Source organism: uncultured Tateyamaria sp., assembly GCF_947503465.1.
GTDB lineage: Bacteria > Pseudomonadota > Alphaproteobacteria > Rhodobacterales > Rhodobacteraceae > Tateyamaria.
In genome coordinates this window covers 430,037-446,662 of record NZ_CANNDN010000001.1, presented here as the reverse complement: position 1 = coordinate 446,662, position 16,626 = coordinate 430,037, and the positions used below count along the sequence as shown (strand labels likewise).

The 16,626-nt window shown below is 62.1% G+C and carries 19 protein-coding genes and 2 tRNA genes; 12 read left to right on the top strand and 9 right to left on the bottom strand.

What is annotated here, in order from left to right:
- Positions 1-32 precede the first annotated feature (32 nt).
- Both Q0844_RS02275 and Q0844_RS02270 read left to right on the top strand, forming a co-directional pair.
- Complete coding sequence (locus tag Q0844_RS02275) at positions 33-578, top strand: thioredoxin family protein (RefSeq protein ID WP_299041648.1); 546 nt, start codon at positions 33-35, stop codon at positions 576-578.
- Positions 569-1,201, top strand: coding sequence for a DUF1638 domain-containing protein (locus Q0844_RS02270; protein ID WP_299045178.1), 633 nt, complete (start codon positions 569-571; stop codon positions 1,199-1,201). Before Q0844_RS02275 ends, Q0844_RS02270 begins: the two co-directional genes overlap by 10 nt.
- 93 nt (positions 1,202-1,294) lie before the next feature.
- Here Q0844_RS02270 and Q0844_RS02265 read toward each other — a convergent pair whose 3' ends face one another.
- Positions 1,295-1,699 (bottom strand): SufE family protein, encoded by a 405-nt coding sequence (locus Q0844_RS02265; protein ID WP_299041646.1) that lies wholly within the window; start codon positions 1,697-1,699, stop codon positions 1,295-1,297.
- Positions 1,700-1,837: 138 nt separating this feature from the next.
- Here Q0844_RS02265 and Q0844_RS02260 point away from each other — a divergent pair, with 138 nt between their 5' ends.
- Positions 1,838-2,371 (top strand): hypothetical protein, encoded by a 534-nt coding sequence (locus Q0844_RS02260; RefSeq protein ID WP_299041644.1) that lies wholly within the window; start codon positions 1,838-1,840, stop codon positions 2,369-2,371.
- On the opposite strand, the gene rnd is transcribed toward Q0844_RS02260, so the two are convergent.
- The 3 genes from rnd to purM form a co-directional block, all read right to left on the bottom strand.
- Complete coding sequence (rnd, locus tag Q0844_RS02255) at positions 2,372-3,532, bottom strand: ribonuclease D (RefSeq protein ID WP_299041641.1); 1,161 nt, start codon at positions 3,530-3,532, stop codon at positions 2,372-2,374. It abuts the gene before it with no gap.
- Positions 3,533-3,599: 67 nt separating this feature from the next.
- Entirely contained in the window at positions 3,600-4,190 is a 591-nt protein-coding gene (purN, locus tag Q0844_RS02250; RefSeq protein ID WP_299041639.1) for a phosphoribosylglycinamide formyltransferase, read from the bottom strand.
- Complete coding sequence (purM, locus tag Q0844_RS02245) at positions 4,187-5,233, bottom strand: phosphoribosylformylglycinamidine cyclo-ligase (RefSeq protein WP_299041636.1); 1,047 nt, start codon at positions 5,231-5,233, stop codon at positions 4,187-4,189. Before purM ends, purN begins: the two co-directional genes overlap by 4 nt.
- 248 nt (positions 5,234-5,481) lie before the next feature.
- On the opposite strand from purM, the gene Q0844_RS02240 reads away from it, so the two are divergent.
- Together Q0844_RS02240 and Q0844_RS02235 are read left to right on the top strand one after the other, a co-directional pair.
- Entirely contained in the window at positions 5,482-6,519 is a 1,038-nt protein-coding gene (locus Q0844_RS02240) for a hypothetical protein (RefSeq protein ID WP_299041634.1), read from the top strand.
- A 52-nt stretch (positions 6,520-6,571) separates the two neighbouring features.
- A tRNA-Ile gene (locus tag Q0844_RS02235) sits at positions 6,572-6,648 on the top strand.
- Positions 6,649-6,657: 9 nt separating this feature from the next.
- On the opposite strand, the gene Q0844_RS02230 is transcribed toward Q0844_RS02235, so the two are convergent.
- Positions 6,658-7,104, bottom strand: coding sequence for a DUF4442 domain-containing protein (locus tag Q0844_RS02230; protein WP_299041631.1), 447 nt, complete (start codon positions 7,102-7,104; stop codon positions 6,658-6,660).
- Between the two features lie 75 nt (positions 7,105-7,179).
- Positions 7,180-8,508, bottom strand: a complete 1,329-nt coding sequence (locus tag Q0844_RS02225) for an ATP-binding protein (RefSeq protein ID WP_299041628.1) — start codon at positions 8,506-8,508, stop codon at positions 7,180-7,182.
- Between the two features lie 43 nt (positions 8,509-8,551).
- Here Q0844_RS02225 and Q0844_RS02220 point away from each other — a divergent pair, with 43 nt between their 5' ends.
- Positions 8,552-9,463: an MBL fold metallo-hydrolase gene (locus tag Q0844_RS02220; protein ID WP_299041626.1), complete on the top strand. Its 912-nt coding sequence runs from the start codon at positions 8,552-8,554 to the stop codon at positions 9,461-9,463.
- An 80-nt stretch (positions 9,464-9,543) separates the two neighbouring features.
- Positions 9,544-9,618, top strand: a tRNA-Asn gene (locus Q0844_RS02215).
- A gap of 10 nt (positions 9,619-9,628) precedes the next feature.
- Here Q0844_RS02215 and Q0844_RS02210 read toward each other — a convergent pair.
- The gene (locus tag Q0844_RS02210) at positions 9,629-10,552 is read right to left on the bottom strand and encodes an aminotransferase class IV (RefSeq protein ID WP_299041623.1); all 924 of its coding nucleotides are present in this window, start codon (positions 10,550-10,552) and stop codon (positions 9,629-9,631) included.
- Positions 10,553-10,612: 60 nt separating this feature from the next.
- Here Q0844_RS02210 and Q0844_RS02205 point away from each other — a divergent pair, with 60 nt between their 5' ends.
- The 4 genes from Q0844_RS02205 to Q0844_RS02190 all read left to right on the top strand — a co-directional run bounded on the left by Q0844_RS02205 (position 10,613) and on the right by Q0844_RS02190 (position 12,700).
- On the top strand, positions 10,613-11,530 hold the full coding sequence (locus tag Q0844_RS02205; protein ID WP_299041620.1) for a galactose mutarotase: 918 nt from the start codon (positions 10,613-10,615) through the stop codon (positions 11,528-11,530).
- A 230-nt stretch (positions 11,531-11,760) separates the two neighbouring features.
- On the top strand, positions 11,761-12,090 hold the full coding sequence (locus tag Q0844_RS02200) for a TfoX/Sxy family DNA transformation protein (RefSeq protein WP_299041618.1): 330 nt from the start codon (positions 11,761-11,763) through the stop codon (positions 12,088-12,090).
- 69 nt (positions 12,091-12,159) lie between these two features.
- Positions 12,160-12,330, top strand: a complete 171-nt coding sequence (locus Q0844_RS02195; RefSeq protein WP_299041616.1) for a YqaE/Pmp3 family membrane protein — start codon at positions 12,160-12,162, stop codon at positions 12,328-12,330.
- Positions 12,323-12,700: a DUF4112 domain-containing protein gene (locus Q0844_RS02190; RefSeq protein WP_299041613.1), complete on the top strand. Its 378-nt coding sequence runs from the start codon at positions 12,323-12,325 to the stop codon at positions 12,698-12,700. The genes Q0844_RS02195 and Q0844_RS02190 overlap by 8 nt, the downstream gene beginning before the upstream one ends.
- A 295-nt stretch (positions 12,701-12,995) precedes the next feature.
- Here the strand turns inward: Q0844_RS02190 and ndk are convergent, their stop codons facing one another.
- Positions 12,996-13,418 carry a nucleoside-diphosphate kinase gene (gene ndk / locus Q0844_RS02185; protein ID WP_299041610.1) on the bottom strand — a complete coding sequence of 141 codons (423 nt, stop codon included), beginning with the start codon at positions 13,416-13,418 and terminating at the stop codon, positions 12,996-12,998.
- Positions 13,419-13,478: 60 nt separating this feature from the next.
- On the bottom strand, positions 13,479-14,672 hold the full coding sequence (locus tag Q0844_RS02180; protein WP_299041608.1) for a multidrug effflux MFS transporter: 1,194 nt from the start codon (positions 14,670-14,672) through the stop codon (positions 13,479-13,481).
- A 45-nt stretch (positions 14,673-14,717) separates the two neighbouring features.
- Between Q0844_RS02180 and Q0844_RS02175 the strand changes: the two genes are divergently transcribed.
- Entirely contained in the window at positions 14,718-16,565 is a 1,848-nt protein-coding gene (locus Q0844_RS02175; RefSeq protein WP_299041605.1) for an ABC-F family ATP-binding cassette domain-containing protein, read from the top strand.
- The last annotated feature ends 61 nt before the right edge of the window (positions 16,566-16,626 follow it).

The window sequence follows — 16,626 nt, the reverse complement described above, 5'->3', positions numbered from 1 at the left end:
CCCCCTGTCGCCCCCGCCAAACGGAGGACGACATGCTGCTTGAAACGCCCGGATGCAATTTCGGGGATCCCGCACCGCCCTTTCGTCTACCGGATGCCCGGGGCCACATGCATGATCTGAACGATCACCTGCGGCCCAAGGGCGTGCTTGTCGCCTTCATCTGCAACCATTGCCCCTATGTTGTCGCACTTGCAGACCGGCTGGCGGCCGATGCGCAGACCTTGATGGATGCAGGCATCGGTGTGGTTGCGATCAATGCGAACGACTTCACCGCCTACCCCGCGGATGCGCCATCCCAAATGCCCGCCTTTGCCGCACGGTTCACATTCGGGTTCCCCTATCTGATAGACGAAGATCAATCCGTCGCCCGCGCCTATGGCGCTGTCTGCACACCTGATTTCTTCGGCTTCAACGGTGCGGGCACCTTGCAGTATCGCGGGCGGCTGGATGACGCAGGCATGGGCAATGCGGATCGGCGCGTACCGGAGCTTGTGAACGCCATGCGACAGATCGCGGACACAGGCGCCGGCCCGCGCGATCAAACGGCAAGCATGGGATGCTCGATCAAATGGCGCTGACCGATGCACAGCTGACCGATCACGGACTGGAGCCCATCGGCGCGGGCCGCATTCTGCTGATTGCATGCGGCGCGCTTGCACGCGAGATACTGGACCTCAAACAGGCAAACGGATGGGACCACATGGACCTGACCTGCCTGCCTGCCAAGTATCACTTGTTCCCTGACAAGATCACCGAGGCGGTGCGCGACGCGGTCGCGAAACATCGCGGCAACTACGACACAATCTTTGTTGTCTACGCCGATTGCGGCACCGGCGGCCTGTTGAAAGCGGCGTGCCAAGAGCTCGGGGTCGAGATGGTCGCAGGCCCACATTGCTACAGTTTTTTTGAAGGAAACGAGACATTTGCTGCGCAAAGTGAAAGTGAAATCACCACATTTTACCTGACAGATTTCCTGGTCCGACAGTTCGATGCCTTCATCATCAAGCCGATGGGTCTCGACCGGCATCCAGAACTCCGGGACATGTATTTCGGCAATTACGAGAAACTGGTCTATCAGGCACAAACAGACGATCCGGCCCTCACAAGAAAAGCGCAAGCAGCCGCAGGCCGGCTTGGCCTGGCCTTCGAACGACGTTTTACGGGTTACGGAGACCTGCAAAAAACACTGGGGCGCCTCTGACCCGTCTTCTGGCCGGAAATACTTCGGGGCGTATGAGGGGCAGCGCCCCTCATCCAAAAAAATGAATCGTGTCGCCGCAAGGCGTCCTTCGGGTCAGGCGGCCGCCACCACTTGAATGCGCTCGATCATGGCCCGCAGGCCATTGGACCGCTGTGCCGACAGATGATCATTCAATCCCAGCCGCGCCATTTCGGCCCGCGCATCGACGGCGCGCACCTCAGCCACGGGAAGACCATTGTAAAGGCGGCGCAGAACAGCAATCAGGCCCTTCACGATCATCGCGTCGCTGTCACCGTCAAAATGAAAAACCCCGTTGGCAATCTGCGGATGCAGCCAGACCTGGCTGGCACAGCCATCGACCTTGGTTGCCGGCACTTTCAACGCTTCCGGCAGCGGGTCCATCGCCTTGCCCTGCTCGATCACGTAACGATAGCGATCTTCCCAATCCTCAAGAAACTCGAAATCCTCGACAATCTCTTCAAAGCTTTCTGTTGCCATTGGTCCGTCCCGGGTGCTGGTCGCGCTATGCGTCACCTAGGCGTGCGCACGTCAAAGGTCCAGCCCGGCAATGGATGCTTTTCAACCGGGCCTGCATCCGTTACCACATTGCGCAAAAGCAAAAGATGCGAGCGGACAATGCGCCTGACCCTTCCTGCCCTTCTGGTTCTCACCCTGACCCTGTCCGCCTGTGCAGCCGTGCGCGACAGCGCCGTGAATCCACTGAACTGGTTTGGCGGCAGCCGGTCCGAACCGATCCGTCCCGACCCACGCGCCGAAACCAACCCGTTGATCCCGCAGAACACCCGTGCGGGCCTGTTTTCCAGCCTCCGCGATCAGGCCGAAATCTATGTCGGCACGCCGGTGGACCAGGTGACCGACCTTGTGATCGAACGCGTGCCGGGCGGCGCCATTGTGCGCGCGACAGGGATTGTCGATCAGGACCGCGTATATGACATCCGCCTGACCACCGACAACGATGAAAACATCCCCGTGGATGGCGTATTGACGTACCAGCTGCGCGGCGTTCATTCGGACCGCCCCACACGCACGCTCAGCCAGCGGGTACGAACCGTCACTGCCGCACGGCGCCTGACCGATCAGGAATTGTCTGAGATCCGCGTGATCCGGGTCGAAGGCCGCCGCAATGCACAAAGCACAACGCGACGCTGATCAGTCCAGCGGAATGATTTTCACGTCCGCGCCCTGGGCCGTCAACGCAACCTGACCATCACACAAGCGCAACGCGTCGGTGCCAAACACCTCGGAACGCCACCCTTTGAGGGCGGGCACGTCCCGCATACCCGCAGCCAGGGCGTCAAGGTCTGCGGCCGAAGCGATCAGCTTGGCAGCCACGCCCGCGCTCTCGGTCTTTGCCTTCAGCAAGACACGCAGCAGATCCGCCAACGCCGGGTTGACCTGCATTTTTTCACGCGACCGGTCCGGGCGCGGCATGGCATCCGGGTCCATGTCCACCCCCCGCTTGACCGCCGCAAGGATACCGTCCGCGATGTCGCCCTTGCGCGCCTCACGCAACAGCAGACGCGACCGGCCCAGATCTTCATGGGATTTCGGCTTGTTGCTTGCCAGCTCGACCAATGCATCGTCTTTGAACACCCGGTTACGCGGGATGTTGCGGGTCTGGGCATGTGTCTCGCGAAATGCCGCCAGTTCCTTGACGACCGCCAAGAAACGGGAAGAGTTTGTCCGGGTCTTGACCCGTTTCCACGCCTGCGCGGGATCAACGATGTATGTGTCGGGGCTCAGCAGTGTCTGCAATTCTTCGGACACCCAGCGTGCGCGGCCACTTTCATTCAGCTTGGCCGACAGGAATTCATAGATCTGGCGTAGATGTGTGACGTCCGCAATCGCATACGTCTTTTGTGCATCGGTGAGGGGCCGCCGCGACCAATCGGTAAAGCGTGACGTCTTGTCGAGCGACTGCTTGGCGATCTTGCGCACCAAGGTCTCGTATCCGACCTGTTCGCCAAAGCCGCAGACCATGGCCGCCACTTGAGTGTCAAACAATGGCTCGGGAAAGACCTGCGCATCGACATAGAAAATCTCGAGGTCTTGTCGCGCCGCGTGAAACACTTTGACGACAGACCTGTCCCGAAACAGGTCATAAAGCGGTTCAAGCGACAGGTCCTTGGCCAGCGGGTCGATCAGCACCGCAGTGCCGTCATCCGTGCCCGGCATCGCCACTTGGACAAGGCACAGTTTCGAATAGTAGGTCCGTTCGCGCAGGAATTCTGTATCAACGGTCACATACGGGTGCGTCCGGGCCTGAGTGCAGAATTCGGCCAACGCGTCCGTCGTTGTGATGGTTCTCATAAGCGGCTTCTTTTTGTTGCTTTTCACCGTCAGGTTGTCTGGTCCTACACCAATGCGCAAGCGCTGGCTAGAGCATCAGAGGCCTGCGGTCTCCGCTGGCGAAACGGCGCAACACTGCAGGATAAAGCCGGTGTTCCTGCACCAGCACGCGGGCGGCCAATTCCTCAGGCGTATCATCGGCTTGCAACGGAACCCGTGCCTGGCCCAGCACCGGTCCCTCGTCCAATTCCGGCGTCACCAGATGGACTGTACAGCCATGTTCTGCGTCGCCGGCCTCCAACGCGCGGGCATGGGTGTGCAGGCCCCGGTATTTGGGCAGAAGCGAGGGGTGAATGTTCAGCATCCTTTCGCGCCACGGGGTTACAAATCCCGCCGTCAGAACGCGCATGAACCCGGCAAGGCAAATCATGTCCAACTCAAATGGGGCAAGCGCATTTGAAATGGCGCCCTCGAATGCGGAACGGTCCCGGCCATAGGGCCGATGATCGACAACAACAGTGGCAAGTCCCGCATCACGCGCCCAGGCGATGCCGCCCGCATCGCTATTGTTGGATACCACGACAACAGGTTCCGCCGGGTGCCGTGCATCCATATCCTCGACCAGCGCACGCATGTTCGACCCGCCGCCGGACACAAAGATGCCGACCCGTTTTTTCAAAGAAGCGACCCGCTATAGGTCACGCCCTGCCCTACGTGCACGGCGCCGATACGGGTGACGGTCTGCCCTTCTGCGACCAGGGCGGATGTCACATCTTTTTCGGCCTGAGGGTCGACAATCACAACCATGCCGATACCTGCGTTGAACGTCTTGAGCATCTCGGCCTCGGCCATCCCGCCCTGCCTGGCCAACCATTGGAACACCGGTGGCAATGCCCAGGCATCAAGGTTCACAGATACGCCCAGCCCGTCTGGCAAAACGCGGGGCAGGTTTTCCGTCAGCCCGCCGCCCGTGATGTGCGCAAAGCCATGCACGGCGCCCGCCTTCATCGCAGCCAATGCGGCCTTTACATACAACCTTGTCGGACGAAGCAGGGCCGCACCAAGTGTGCCCGCGTCCCAGGGACAGGCATCGTCCCACCCCAGGCCAGATGTCTCAACAATCTTGCGCACCAGCGAATACCCGTTCGAATGCACCCCGTCCGAGGCAAGGCCCAGCACGACGTCGCCCTCGGCCACGTCAGCAGGCAGGGCCGTGCCCCGCTCCATCGCACCCACAGAAAACCCGGCAAGGTCGAAATCGCCCGCCGGATACATGCCCGGCATCTCCGCCGTCTCGCCCCCGATCAGCGCGCAGCCCGACGTCTCGCACCCCCGGGCAATCCCTTCGATGATGCGGGCGGCCTGGTCCAGATCAAGCGTCCCGGTTGCGAAATAATCAAGGAAAAACAATGGCTCCGCGCCTTGGCACACCAGATCGTTGACGCACATGGCCACAAGGTCAACGCCCACGCCATCCACATGGCCCGTGTCAATTGCGATGCGCAGCTTGGTGCCAACTCCATCCGTGGCCGCAACCAGAACCGGATCGACAAACCCCGCGGCCTTCAGATCGAAAAGCCCCCCGAACCCGCCAAGACCAGAGGCCACCCCCGACCGTTTCGTGGCCGCAGCGGCAGGTTTGATCCGTTCGACCAGCGCATTGCCCGCGTCGATATCAACGCCGGCCTCGGCATATGTCATTCCATTGGGTTTGCTGGTCATAGGTTTACTCCACCGGGGCTCGGACGCCCCTTAGCGTGAACGCCCGTGGGGCGCAAAAGGAAATCCCGCCGGTGCGCCATGCAAGCCGCCTCCTCCCCCCCGGGATCACGGGCCTTCACGCTCTTGTTATGCGTGTATGCAAATTCATGTAATACTGGCACCGTAGCCGCAGCGCCTTTTGAAAGGTTCCCTCCATGCTTCTCCGCAAAATATTGCTCGCTTCACCCGTTGCGGTGGGCGCACTTTCGATGTCAGCCGCGCACGCGCAGGTCGTTAACATCAAGGATGGCGGGTTCACCTTCACTTTCGGCGGGCAGATCAACCGGGGGATCCTTTTCACCGATGATGGCGTCGAATCGAACGAGTTTTTTGTCGACAATGACAATTCATCGACCCGTCTTACGGCCCGTGCGGCCTATGACTTTGGCGACTACGTCGTTGGTGCCCTCATCGAATACGAATTCGAGTTTTCGACCTCCAATGGCGTGAGCCAGCTTAACTCGGACATCAGCTCGTCAGTGTCCAACGAACGCAAATTCGAACTGTTCACCAGAACACCCTTTGGCAACTTCGCGTATGGGCAAGGCGACGCGGCATCGAATGGGATTGCCGAAATCGACCTCTCCGGCACCTTTATCGGCAATAACTCTGCCGTGGGCCTGATCTCGGGTGGTCAGATTTTCCGCACGGCATCCGGCGCATTCAGCAGCAACGACGTGGGCGATTTCTTTTCCAACTTCGATGGCATCACGCGGATTGAAAGATTCCGCTATGACACGCCCGCCTTTGGTGGCGGTTTTACCGCCTCCGTCTCGTTTGGTGAGGATGACCAGAACGACATCGCGTTGCGCTACAACGGGAAACTGGGCGACGTGCGCGTCCGCAGCGGGATCACCTATGCCCAATTGGACGACACGGACCGGATTGCAGGATCGGTCTCCGCCTTTCATGACCCAACGGGCCTGAACCTGACCTTTGCGTCAGGGCAGGACGATCTGAACGTGGCCGGGCGCAATGATCCCGGGTACTACTACCTCAAGCTGGGCTACCAGCAAAAAGACCTCGTGCCGTGGGGCAGCACATCGATCGCAGTCGACTATTATGACGGCAGCGACCAGTCATTGAACGGAAGCAGTTCCGAAAGCTACAGCATCTTTGCCGTGCAGAAAATCGACAAGATCAACACCGAAGTCTACGCAGGTTTCCGGACATTCGATGCCGCGACACCAACCGAATCGTTTCAGGACATCGACTCGGTCTTTATCGGTGCGCGCTTTCGGTTCTGAAGCGCAGGCCATATTGACACCCGGCGGGGCAATGGTATCCCACACCCATGGCGGGCCTGTAGCTCAATTGGTTAGAGCAGAGCGCTCATAACGCTTTGGTTGCGGGTTCAAGTCCTGCCGGGCCTACCAGCCGCCCCGTTACGCTTTGCGCACGTGCCAGCCAACCGTCATGGAGACGACCGTGTCGCCCTCGGCGTCGCGAATGTCCACGGTGATGTCAAAGGCGGTTTTTCCCACCTCTTCCAGTTCCTTGACCAGATCCGCGCCGGGCCGTTCGGTCCTGGCATGTGCCTCAAGCCGCCCCTTTGCGATTTTCACATAGGAAATACGCGCGCCCGACGCGACCGGACGGGCTTGAAAGATCATCGGACCAAAGGCTCCGGCAAGGGCCGCGCCCGAGGCCGCTTCGCCCAGGGTGAACATGGCGCCCGCGTGCTGGGACTGGATATGGTTGGACGTCTCTGGCCGCTGATCCAGCGCCGCAATGCCCAGCCCGTCGCCCACTTCGATCAGCTCGACACCAACGTGATTTGCAAATGGCACCGCCTTGCCAAGCTGGTCGCGGATCATGTCATAAGGTGTCATTGGCGTTGCTCCTGGAGTCCGGTGCCGCCAGTAAAGCGGAATGCACCGGCGCGGCAAGCGTGCCGCTGCGGCAGATCACCGGGCGATGACAATGTCGGCACGCAGCCCCCCCAGGCGGCTGCTGCGCCCCAATCGCAACGTACCGCCGTGCGCCCGGGCGATATCGGTCGCGATGGCAAGGCCCAGACCAACGCCCGACCCCTTGTCCTGATTGCGGGCCGGATCCAGACGGGTAAAGGGGCGCTGCGCGTCCGCGCGCTGATCTTCGGGAATACCTGGGCCGTCATCCTCGACGCGAAAGCGCAGCGACTTTTCCGTCAGCCGTACCGTCACCTCGGCCCGCGCCCCATACCGCACCGCATTGGACACAAGGTTGTCCAGCGCCCGACGCATGGCCAGGGGACGCAACATCACGGTCCCTTCGCCTTCACCCTCGACCTCGCTTTCGACCAACGTCACGGACTGACCGGCGCGCTGCGCATCTTCCACCAGCGCGCGGGTCAAGGCAATCGGGTCAACGCGCTCCGGTTCGCCCTCGCCCTCGCCTTTGGCGAATTCCAGAAAGGCATCGATCATGCCCTGCATGTCCGCGACATCCTGTTCCAATGCGGCGCGATCCTGATCATCCAACATCGACAGGGACAGGCGCATGCGTGTCAGCGGCGTGCGCAGATCATGGCTGACCCCAGACAGCATCAGCGTACGTGTTTCGATCTGCCGTTCGATACGGTTGCGCATATCGACAAAGGCCGTGCCCGCCGCGCGCACCTCTGTTGCGCCCGCCGGGGCATAGGCAACGGTCCGCCCTCGGCCAAACGCCTCTGCCGCAGCCGCAAGGCGTTTGATCGGACGCAGTTGGTTGCGCATGTAGATAAACGCGATGACGGTGATGATGATGCTGAAAAAAACCATGTTCACCAACAACTGGTGCGGGGCCGCCGCAGACACCCGCCTGCGGTCGAATGTGATCTCGACCGCGCCGTGCACCGTATCCAGAACCAACCGCACGCGCCGGTCATTCGACAGGTCAACCACCGCAATCTGCGGCACTGCCAGTTTCAGCCGTTCGATGATCACGATACCCGAAAAGTCGTACCAGACGCGGCGATCGTCTTCGGACAGCATGCGCGCGGTGACCGGTGTCACGGTGATGGCGAGGGGGGCCAGGTCGCTGGTGACGGCTTCGATCGCGCTGCGGGACGGTGCCGTACCGATCCGGGCCAGGACCAATCGCACCTCACGGGCCGCCGCGCTCGACATCTGCTGGGTCACTTCCTCGAAATGACGCTGCACAAACACGACCGACACAACCAGTTGCACAACGATCACCGGCAACAGCAGGATCAAAGCCGCCCGCGCATAGATACCTCGCGGCATATACTGTTTGAGCCAGGCAAAGGACATGGGCTAGACCCTAGCGAGCCGAGACCGGGGACGAAAGACCACCATGCTGCCACCAGATGATTTTGATCCACCCATCGGCACGGCCGAGATGTTGGAGCCGGGCCTGCGCCGGATCGTGGCCCCGAACCCGTCGCCGATGACCTACCGCGGCACGAACACATACCTGCTGGGTCACACCGCATTGGCCGTGGTCGATCCCGGCCCGGCATCTGACGCTCATCTGTCCGCCATCCTGTCCGCCTTGGCGCCCGGACAATCCGTCTCGCATATCATTGTCACCCACGCGCACCTTGACCATTCCCCCCTGGCCGGCCGCCTGTCCGAGGAAACCGGCGCACCCGTTCTGGCCTTTGGCACCGCCACCGACGGACGCAGCACCGTGATGCAGAATTTGGCCAAGGCAGGCCTTGCGGGGGGTGGCGAAGGGATTGATCATGCATTTGTCCCCGACATTCGCGTGGCCGATGGGGACATGATCCCGGGCGCCGACTGGCAGCTTGAGGTGATGCACACGCCCGGGCATCTGGGCAACCACATTTGCCTGGGCTTTGGCGATGCGTGCCTGACGGCGGATCATGTGATGGGCTGGGCCAGTTCGCTTGTCTCCCCGCCCGACGGGGACCTGACCGATTTCATGGCCTCCTGCGACCGGCTGGCGACGCGCGACTGGCGGGTATTCTACCCGGGCCATGGCGCCCCGATCCGTGACCCGGCTGCGCGTTTGTCCTGGCTGATCACCCACCGGCGCGCCCGCGAGGCGGCCATCCTGTCGGCACTGATCGCAGCCCCGGCAACTGCGGCACAGATCGCCGAAACCGTGTATACCGATACGCCTGCTCCACTGCTGCCAGCAGCGACCCGAAATGTGCTGGCCCATCTGATTGATCTGATGGGAAAATCAAAGATCACCGCCCTTGATCCACTGGGGCCAGAGACGCGTTTTGCAACCGCCTGAGCCCCACCGAACTTTTTGTCGCCGGGCGCACAAATCCCTCTGGACGACCTGAATCACCCTTGCTATATCGCGCAGACCGTTCCGGCGTAGCTCAGCGGTAGAGCAGTTGACTGTTAATCAATTGGTCGTAGGTTCGATCCCTACCGCCGGAGCCAATTCCCCCACTCAGACATCACGATCCGTGGCGATCAGCCGTTTGTACGCGGCGCGAAGGTGCAGGAACACCGGGCCCGCGACACCGCCGCCGATCTTGCGGCCGTCAATCTCGAACACCGGGGTTTGTGCACCGAATGTACCGGTCAGAAACGCCTCGTCGGCGCTGTAGGTATCGACCAGCGAGAAATTCCGCTCAAACACCGGGATGCCCTCGGCGCGGCACAGGTCGATCACCTTCTGCCGCGTGATCCCGTTCATGCAGTAGTCGCCGGTCGAGGTCCAAACGGCCCCCGTCTTCACGATGAAGAAGTTGCAGGCGTTCGTCGTGTTCACAAAGCCAAACGGGTCGAGCATCAGCGCCTCGTCCGCACCCGCGCGCACCGCGTGGTTCAGGGCGATGATGCAATTCAGCTTGGAATGCGAATTCAACTTTGCATCCTGCGTCAGGGGCAGCCCGCGATGATGCGGCACGGTCGCAAGGCGAATGCCCCGTTCGACCACACGGTCATCGGGTTTCGAATGCTCGGCAATGATGACGATGGTCGACCCCCACAGGCTCAGATGGGGGTGCTGGAACGGCTTGGCCTTGCGCCCGCGCGTGACCATCAGACGCACATGAACATCCGTGTGCATGTCATTGGCCTGCAACGTTTTCCATACTGCATTCTTAAGCCCATCCCGATCCAACCCGATCTCGATCTCGGTATAGGCCGCCGCCTCGAACAGCCGGTCCAGATGGGCATCGAAGAACGGGATATGTCCGTCATAAAGGCGCAGCCCCTCCCAGATACCGTCCCCCAGCATGAAACCGCTGTCATAGACGGACACAACGGCCTGATCGCGCGGCACGATCTGACCATCCACATAAATCAGGATGTGGTCGTTGCGGTCATCTGCGGCCGCGTCATGTGTCGAAATCGGTATGTCGTGCATGCTGTCCCTCCGTTGTGAAGATGAATTGCACACTCCCGGCCCCTGCACCATGGTGCTTGCATGCGTACTCTATTCACCCTCCGGTCCGATCGGTTGACGGCCGTGTTTGACCCCGATGGCGCGCGGCTGCGCCGCCTGCATCTGGACGATGGCCCCAACCTTGTTCTGGACGTGGACGAGGCAACGACCCCCGCCCTGCGGGACTGCTATGGCGGCGCCATTGTGGGGCCCCTGGCCAACCGCGTCCGCGATGGCAAGGCGCCGGTCAACGGTGTCACACACCAGATGCCCCGCAATGAAAACGGGATCACCGCGCTTCACAGCGGGCCAGACGGGCTTGACCGCGCGCGCTGGACGGTCGCGGCACATGGCGCTGACGCCGTCCACCTGACCCACCACCTGCCCGCCTTTCATGGCGGCCTGCCCGGGGCGCGGGATGTCAGCCTCCGGGCGCAGGTGACGGACACCACGCTGATGCTGCGGATCACCTTGACCACCGATACCCCCACCCCGGTCTCGATCGCGCACCACCCCTACTGGCGCGTCACGCCGGATCATCTGCTGCACATCAACGCCACACATTACCTGCCCACGGACGACAGGAACCTGCCCACCGGCCAGATCACGCCGGTTGCGGACACCGTTTTCGACCACCGCACGCCGCGGCGCATCCACGCGGACACGGACCATAACTTTTGCATCAGCAGGGCTGTTGCCGCCACGCCGCAGCACATGGCCACGTTGGCCACAGGTCAGCACAGGCTGGACATCTACAGCACCGAACCGGGGCTACAGGCCTATAGCGGCGCGTTTTTACCTCACATCCCACAGGCGGACATCGCCCCGCTGTCGGGCATCGCGCTTGAACCGCAGGGCTGGCCCGATGCGGTGAACCACCCGACCTTCCCCAGCGTCATCTGCACGCCCGATCACCCCTATTCACAAACGACCCGATACAGGGTGCAACCCGCCACATAATCGCCACATTTCAGCCATGTCCCCGGCACAGATCCGTGCTGGGGTGAACAGACCGCACAGGTGCGCGGTCAACGCAAAAGGTAAAAGGTGATTGAAATGTCGAGCACACAACGCACACAGGCCCCGCAACCGCAGCCCAAGAAAGATGCCAAGCCTACGCCGATCTTCACGGATTACGCCAGCATCTGATCGCGGGTGACACCGGGCCAGCGGCTGGATAACCTGCGCCCATGGGCGACCCTGTTTCCTCAATCCGCAACCTTGGCCCGGCCATGGATGCCGCCTGCGCCAGGGCCGGCATACCGGATGCAGACACGGTGCGCGCGCTTGGTGCGGACGAAACCTACACCCGTCTTCTGCGCGCGGGCCTGCGCCCGCACTTCATCGGCTACTACGTGCTGGTGATGGGATTGCAGGGACGGCCCTGGAACGATTGCAAGGGGGACGAGAAAAAGGCCCTGCGCAAACGCTTTGACAGCATAAAGGCACAGGCTTTTGACAAGGGGCTCAGCGATTTTGAGCGGACCCTGAACGAGATCGGCGTCATCGCCAAGGCCTGATGTGTCGGAACAATTCAGGCGCTGTCCGGGTTGACAGGTCAAGACCGCACAACCCGAAAGGACACTCCAATGGACCTGATCCGCATCATTCTTTCCGTTATCCTGCCCCCGCTGGGCGTCTTTCTGCAGGTGGGCATCGGCAAACATTTCTGGCTGAACATCCTGCTGACCCTGCTGGGCTACATCCCCGGCATCGTGCACGCCGTGTGGGTCATTGCGCGCACCCCCGAACATGCCTGATCAGGCACAACAGCTTGAACATCTTGACCGCATCGCCCGGACCATGGACCGGGCGATGCGATTGCCCGTTGTGGGCGTGCAGGTGGGCTGGGACAGCATCCTGGGTCTGATCCCGGGCATCGGAGACGCGTTAACGCTTGGCCCTGCCGGATACATCGTCCTCACGGCGCATCGGATGGGCGCGCCCGCGTCGGTAAAGGGAAGAATGCTTGCCAATATCGGCATTGACGCCCTGATCGGGTCGATACCCTTGGTCGGTGATCTGTTCGACATCGGCTGGAAGGCAAACACACGCAACGTGGCCCTTCTGCGCGATCATTTCGAGATGTCGGATATCGCGCCACCGCACGCTGTGCCCACCAAATCTTAACATTCTTCCCGGACAGTCGATGTGGCACAACATGATGTGCCCAACGTATGAAATGACCGAAAGGCAGTGCACGCGTTGTGCACAGGTGGTGTACACATTGTGTACGGGATGCACAGGCCCCTGGATCAGGTATTTCAGTTCAAATTCAGTAATTGGAAGGCCGCTCTTCGCGTTGCACCTGACAAAAATTGGTCCCGTTGCCCGCACGGCCGGTTAACCACCGATTAACCACAAAAAAACCGGCGCACCCCCAAAAGGCACGCCGGTTGTATTCTGCGCGATATGAAAGGTCGGCTTAGCCCACCAACTCCAGACCGGAGAAGAAGTAGGCAATCTCGACCGCCGCCGTCTCCGGCGCGTCTGACCCGTGAACCGAGTTTTCGCCAACGCTTTCGGCAAATTCGGCCCGGATGGTGCCGGCATCCGCATCGGCGGGGTTGGTCGCACCCATCACTTCGCGGTTCTTGGCAATGGCGCCTTCGCCTTCGAGAACCTGTGCGACGATCGGGGCAGACGCCATGAAGTCGCACAGCTCATCATAGAACGGGCGCTCGGCATGCACCTTATAGAACTCGCCCGCCTGCGCCTTGGTCAGGTGGATGCGCTTTTGGGCGACGATCCGCAGGCCCGCGTCCTCGAACTTCTTGTTGATGGCGCCCGTCAGGTTGCGGCGGGTTGCATCGGGTTTGATGATGGAAAAGGTGCGCTCGAGAGCCATGGATATCTCCTGTCAGCAGCGCCCGGGACCGTCCCGCGCGCGAAAATCAACGGCCCAGTATCATGGGGTTTTGAGGTTGGAAACCCCTGTCTCGCCCTGCTCCCAAAGTGCTGCAAGCACCGCAATTGCAAGTGCCAGCGCCAGCGTTCCAAGCATCAAAAGCAAAAGCGCCTGCGGCGTGGCCGACGCCCCCAGCACTGCCGTCGTCGCCCAGCTGAGTGCCGCCCCCAGTCCCAGTGCCACCGCCCCGTTCACACCAGACGCACTGCCCGCCAGATCGGGCCGCACAGACAACGCGCCCGCATTGGCATTGGCCAGCGACAACCCGTTGCCGATGCCCACCGTTACCGTGCTGACAAACAGCGGCAAAACCTGATCGCCCCCGCTGACGTAATAGAGAAACGCAGCCCCCAGCCCCAGAATGGGCACCGCCCGCCCGATCAGGATCAGACGCATCGGCCCCACCCGCTGCACCAGCCGCGCCGACAGCCCTGCCCCCAGCATGAAGCCCGCGGTGGTGGTCCCGAGCGCGATCCCGATCTGCGCGGGGCCCAGCCCGAAGACATCCGCCGCCACAAAGGGCGCACCGGTCAGGAACACATAAAACGTCCCGACCCCAAGGGCTTGCAAGCCGACATAGGCCCAGAACAGCCGCGCCGTCAGCAGCGCGCCAATGTCCATGCGCTGCCCCGGCCCGCCCGCATGCGTCTCGCCCAGATCACGCAGGCACCACAGCAGCAGGCCAGCCCCCAGGGCTGCGTAGGTCACAAAGACCGACCGCCAGCCAAAGGCGGTGTCCAGCACCCCGCCCACCATGGGCGCCAGCATGGGCGCCACAGCCATGGCCGACGCAATCAGCGACAGCTTCGCCGCCGCAACCCGCCCCGCATAAAGGTCGCGCACCACGGCCGAGGCGAGGATACCGCCCCCCACCGCCACCGCTTGCCCGGTCCGCGCAATCAGAAACAGCGTGATGTTCTGCGCCAGCAGGCACATCACCGACGCCACCACATACAAGGCCAGCAGCCCAATGATCACGGGCCGCCGCCCGAACCGGTCCGACAGCGGCCCCAGCACCAGCTGCAACACCGCCGCCGCCAGCATGTAAAGGGAAATGGCCCGCCCCATGACCGCCTCCGACACCCCGAACGCGGCACGCATGGCAGGCAGCGCTGGCAGGAACATGTTCAGCGTCAGCACGGTCAGCGCCGTGAGCAGGACAAGGGTCACAAGATGCGGCGCAGGTCTGGTCATCCGCAGGGGCTAGCACGCCCCGCACCCCTCTGCTAGAGCGCGCCCATGTTGCGCATTTCTGACATCACCTACGCCGTCGCGGGCCGCCCCCTGTTCGAAGGGGCCAGCGCCGTCATTCCCGAAGGCCACAAGGTCGGTCTTGTGGGCCGCAACGGCACCGGCAAGACGACCCTCTTTCGCCTCATCTATGGCGAACTGGCGCTGGAATCGGGCGACATCTCCCTGCCCTCCGGCGCACGCATCGGTGGCGTCGCCCAGGAGGTGCCCGCGTCCCAGACGTCGCTCATCGACACGGTGCTCGCGGCAGATACCGAACGCGCGGCCCTGCTGGCAGACCAAAGCCAGGACCCGCATCGCATCGCCGAAATCCAGACCCGGCTGGCCGACATCGACGCCTGGTCGGCAGAGGCACGCGCGGCGACCATCCTCAAGGGCCTGGGCTTTGACGATGACGAGCAACTGAAACCCTGCGCCGATTTCTCCGGTGGCTGGCGCATGCGCGTGGCCCTTGCCGCCGTACTCTTTGCCCAGCCTGACCTGCTGCTGCTGGACGAACCCACCAACTATCTCGACCTCGAAGGCGCGCTCTGGCTCGAATCCTACCTCGCCAAATACCCGCACACGGTCGTCATCATCAGCCACGACCGCGGCCTCTTGAACCGCGCCGTCGGTGCGATCCTGCACCTCGAAGACCGCAAACTGACCTATTACCAAGGCCCCTATGACCAGTTCGCCCGGCAACGGGCGGAAAAGCTCGCCAACGCCGCCGCCATGGCCAAAAAACAGGACGCACGCCGCGCCCACCTGCAATCCTATGTGGACCGCTTCCGCTACAAGGCCGACAAGGCGCGGCAGGCCCAGTCCCGGCTCAAGGCGCTGGCGAAAATGCAGCCCATCACCACCCCGCAAGAGGCCGGGCTCAAACGCTTCGACTTCCCGAACCCCGAAGAGCTGTCGCCGCCCATCATCCACCTCGATGGTGCCAGCACCGGGTACGGTGACATGACGGTGCTGCAAAAACTGAACCTGCGCATCGACCAGGACGACCGCATCGCGCTGCTGGGCAAGAACGGACAGGGTAAATCGACCCTGTCGAAACTGCTCAGCGACCGCTTGCCCTCCATGACGGGCAAGATGACCAAGTCGTCCAAGCTGCGCATCGGCTACTTCGCGCAGCATCAGGTGGACGAGTTGCACATCGACGAGACCCCGCTCGACCACCTGCGCCGCGAACGCCCCGCCGAAAGCCCCGCAAAATGGCGCGCACGCCTGTCGGGTTTCGGCCTGATGGCGGATCAGGCGGATACGATTGTGGGCAAACTGTCGGGCGGCCAAAAGGCGCGCCTGTCGCTCCTGCTGGCGACGCTCGACGCACCGCACATGCTCATCCTGGACGAACCCACCAACCACCTCGATATCGAGTCGCGCGAGGCGCTGGTCGAAGCGCTGACCAACTATACCGGCGCCGTGATCCTGGTCAGCCACGACATGCACCTGCTGGAACTCGTGGCCGACCGGCTGTGGCTGGTATCAGGCGGCACCGTGACACCGTTCGAGGATGACCTCGAAGCCTACCGCAAGCTGCTTCTCAGCGACGGCAAGCCAGGCAAGCCGACCAAACCGGACACGCCAAAGCCCAAGAAACCCAGCCGCGACACCATCCTAGCCCTGCGCTCGGAGGTCCGCAAATCCGAAGCGCGCGTCGAAAAGCTGAACCAGATGCGCGACAAGCTGGCGGACAAACTGGCGGACCCCGACCTCTATGAGGACGCCAAGATCGGCGAGATGGAAGTCTGGCAGAAAAAATATGCCGAGGTCATGGACGCCCTCAACCGCGCCGAAAGCCTCTGGATGCAGGACCTCGAAAAACTCGAAACAGCCGAGCGCGCATGACCCTTCTCTTGGCCCCAAATATCCCGGGGTCTGGGGCAGAGCCCCAGCAAGACAGATGGAA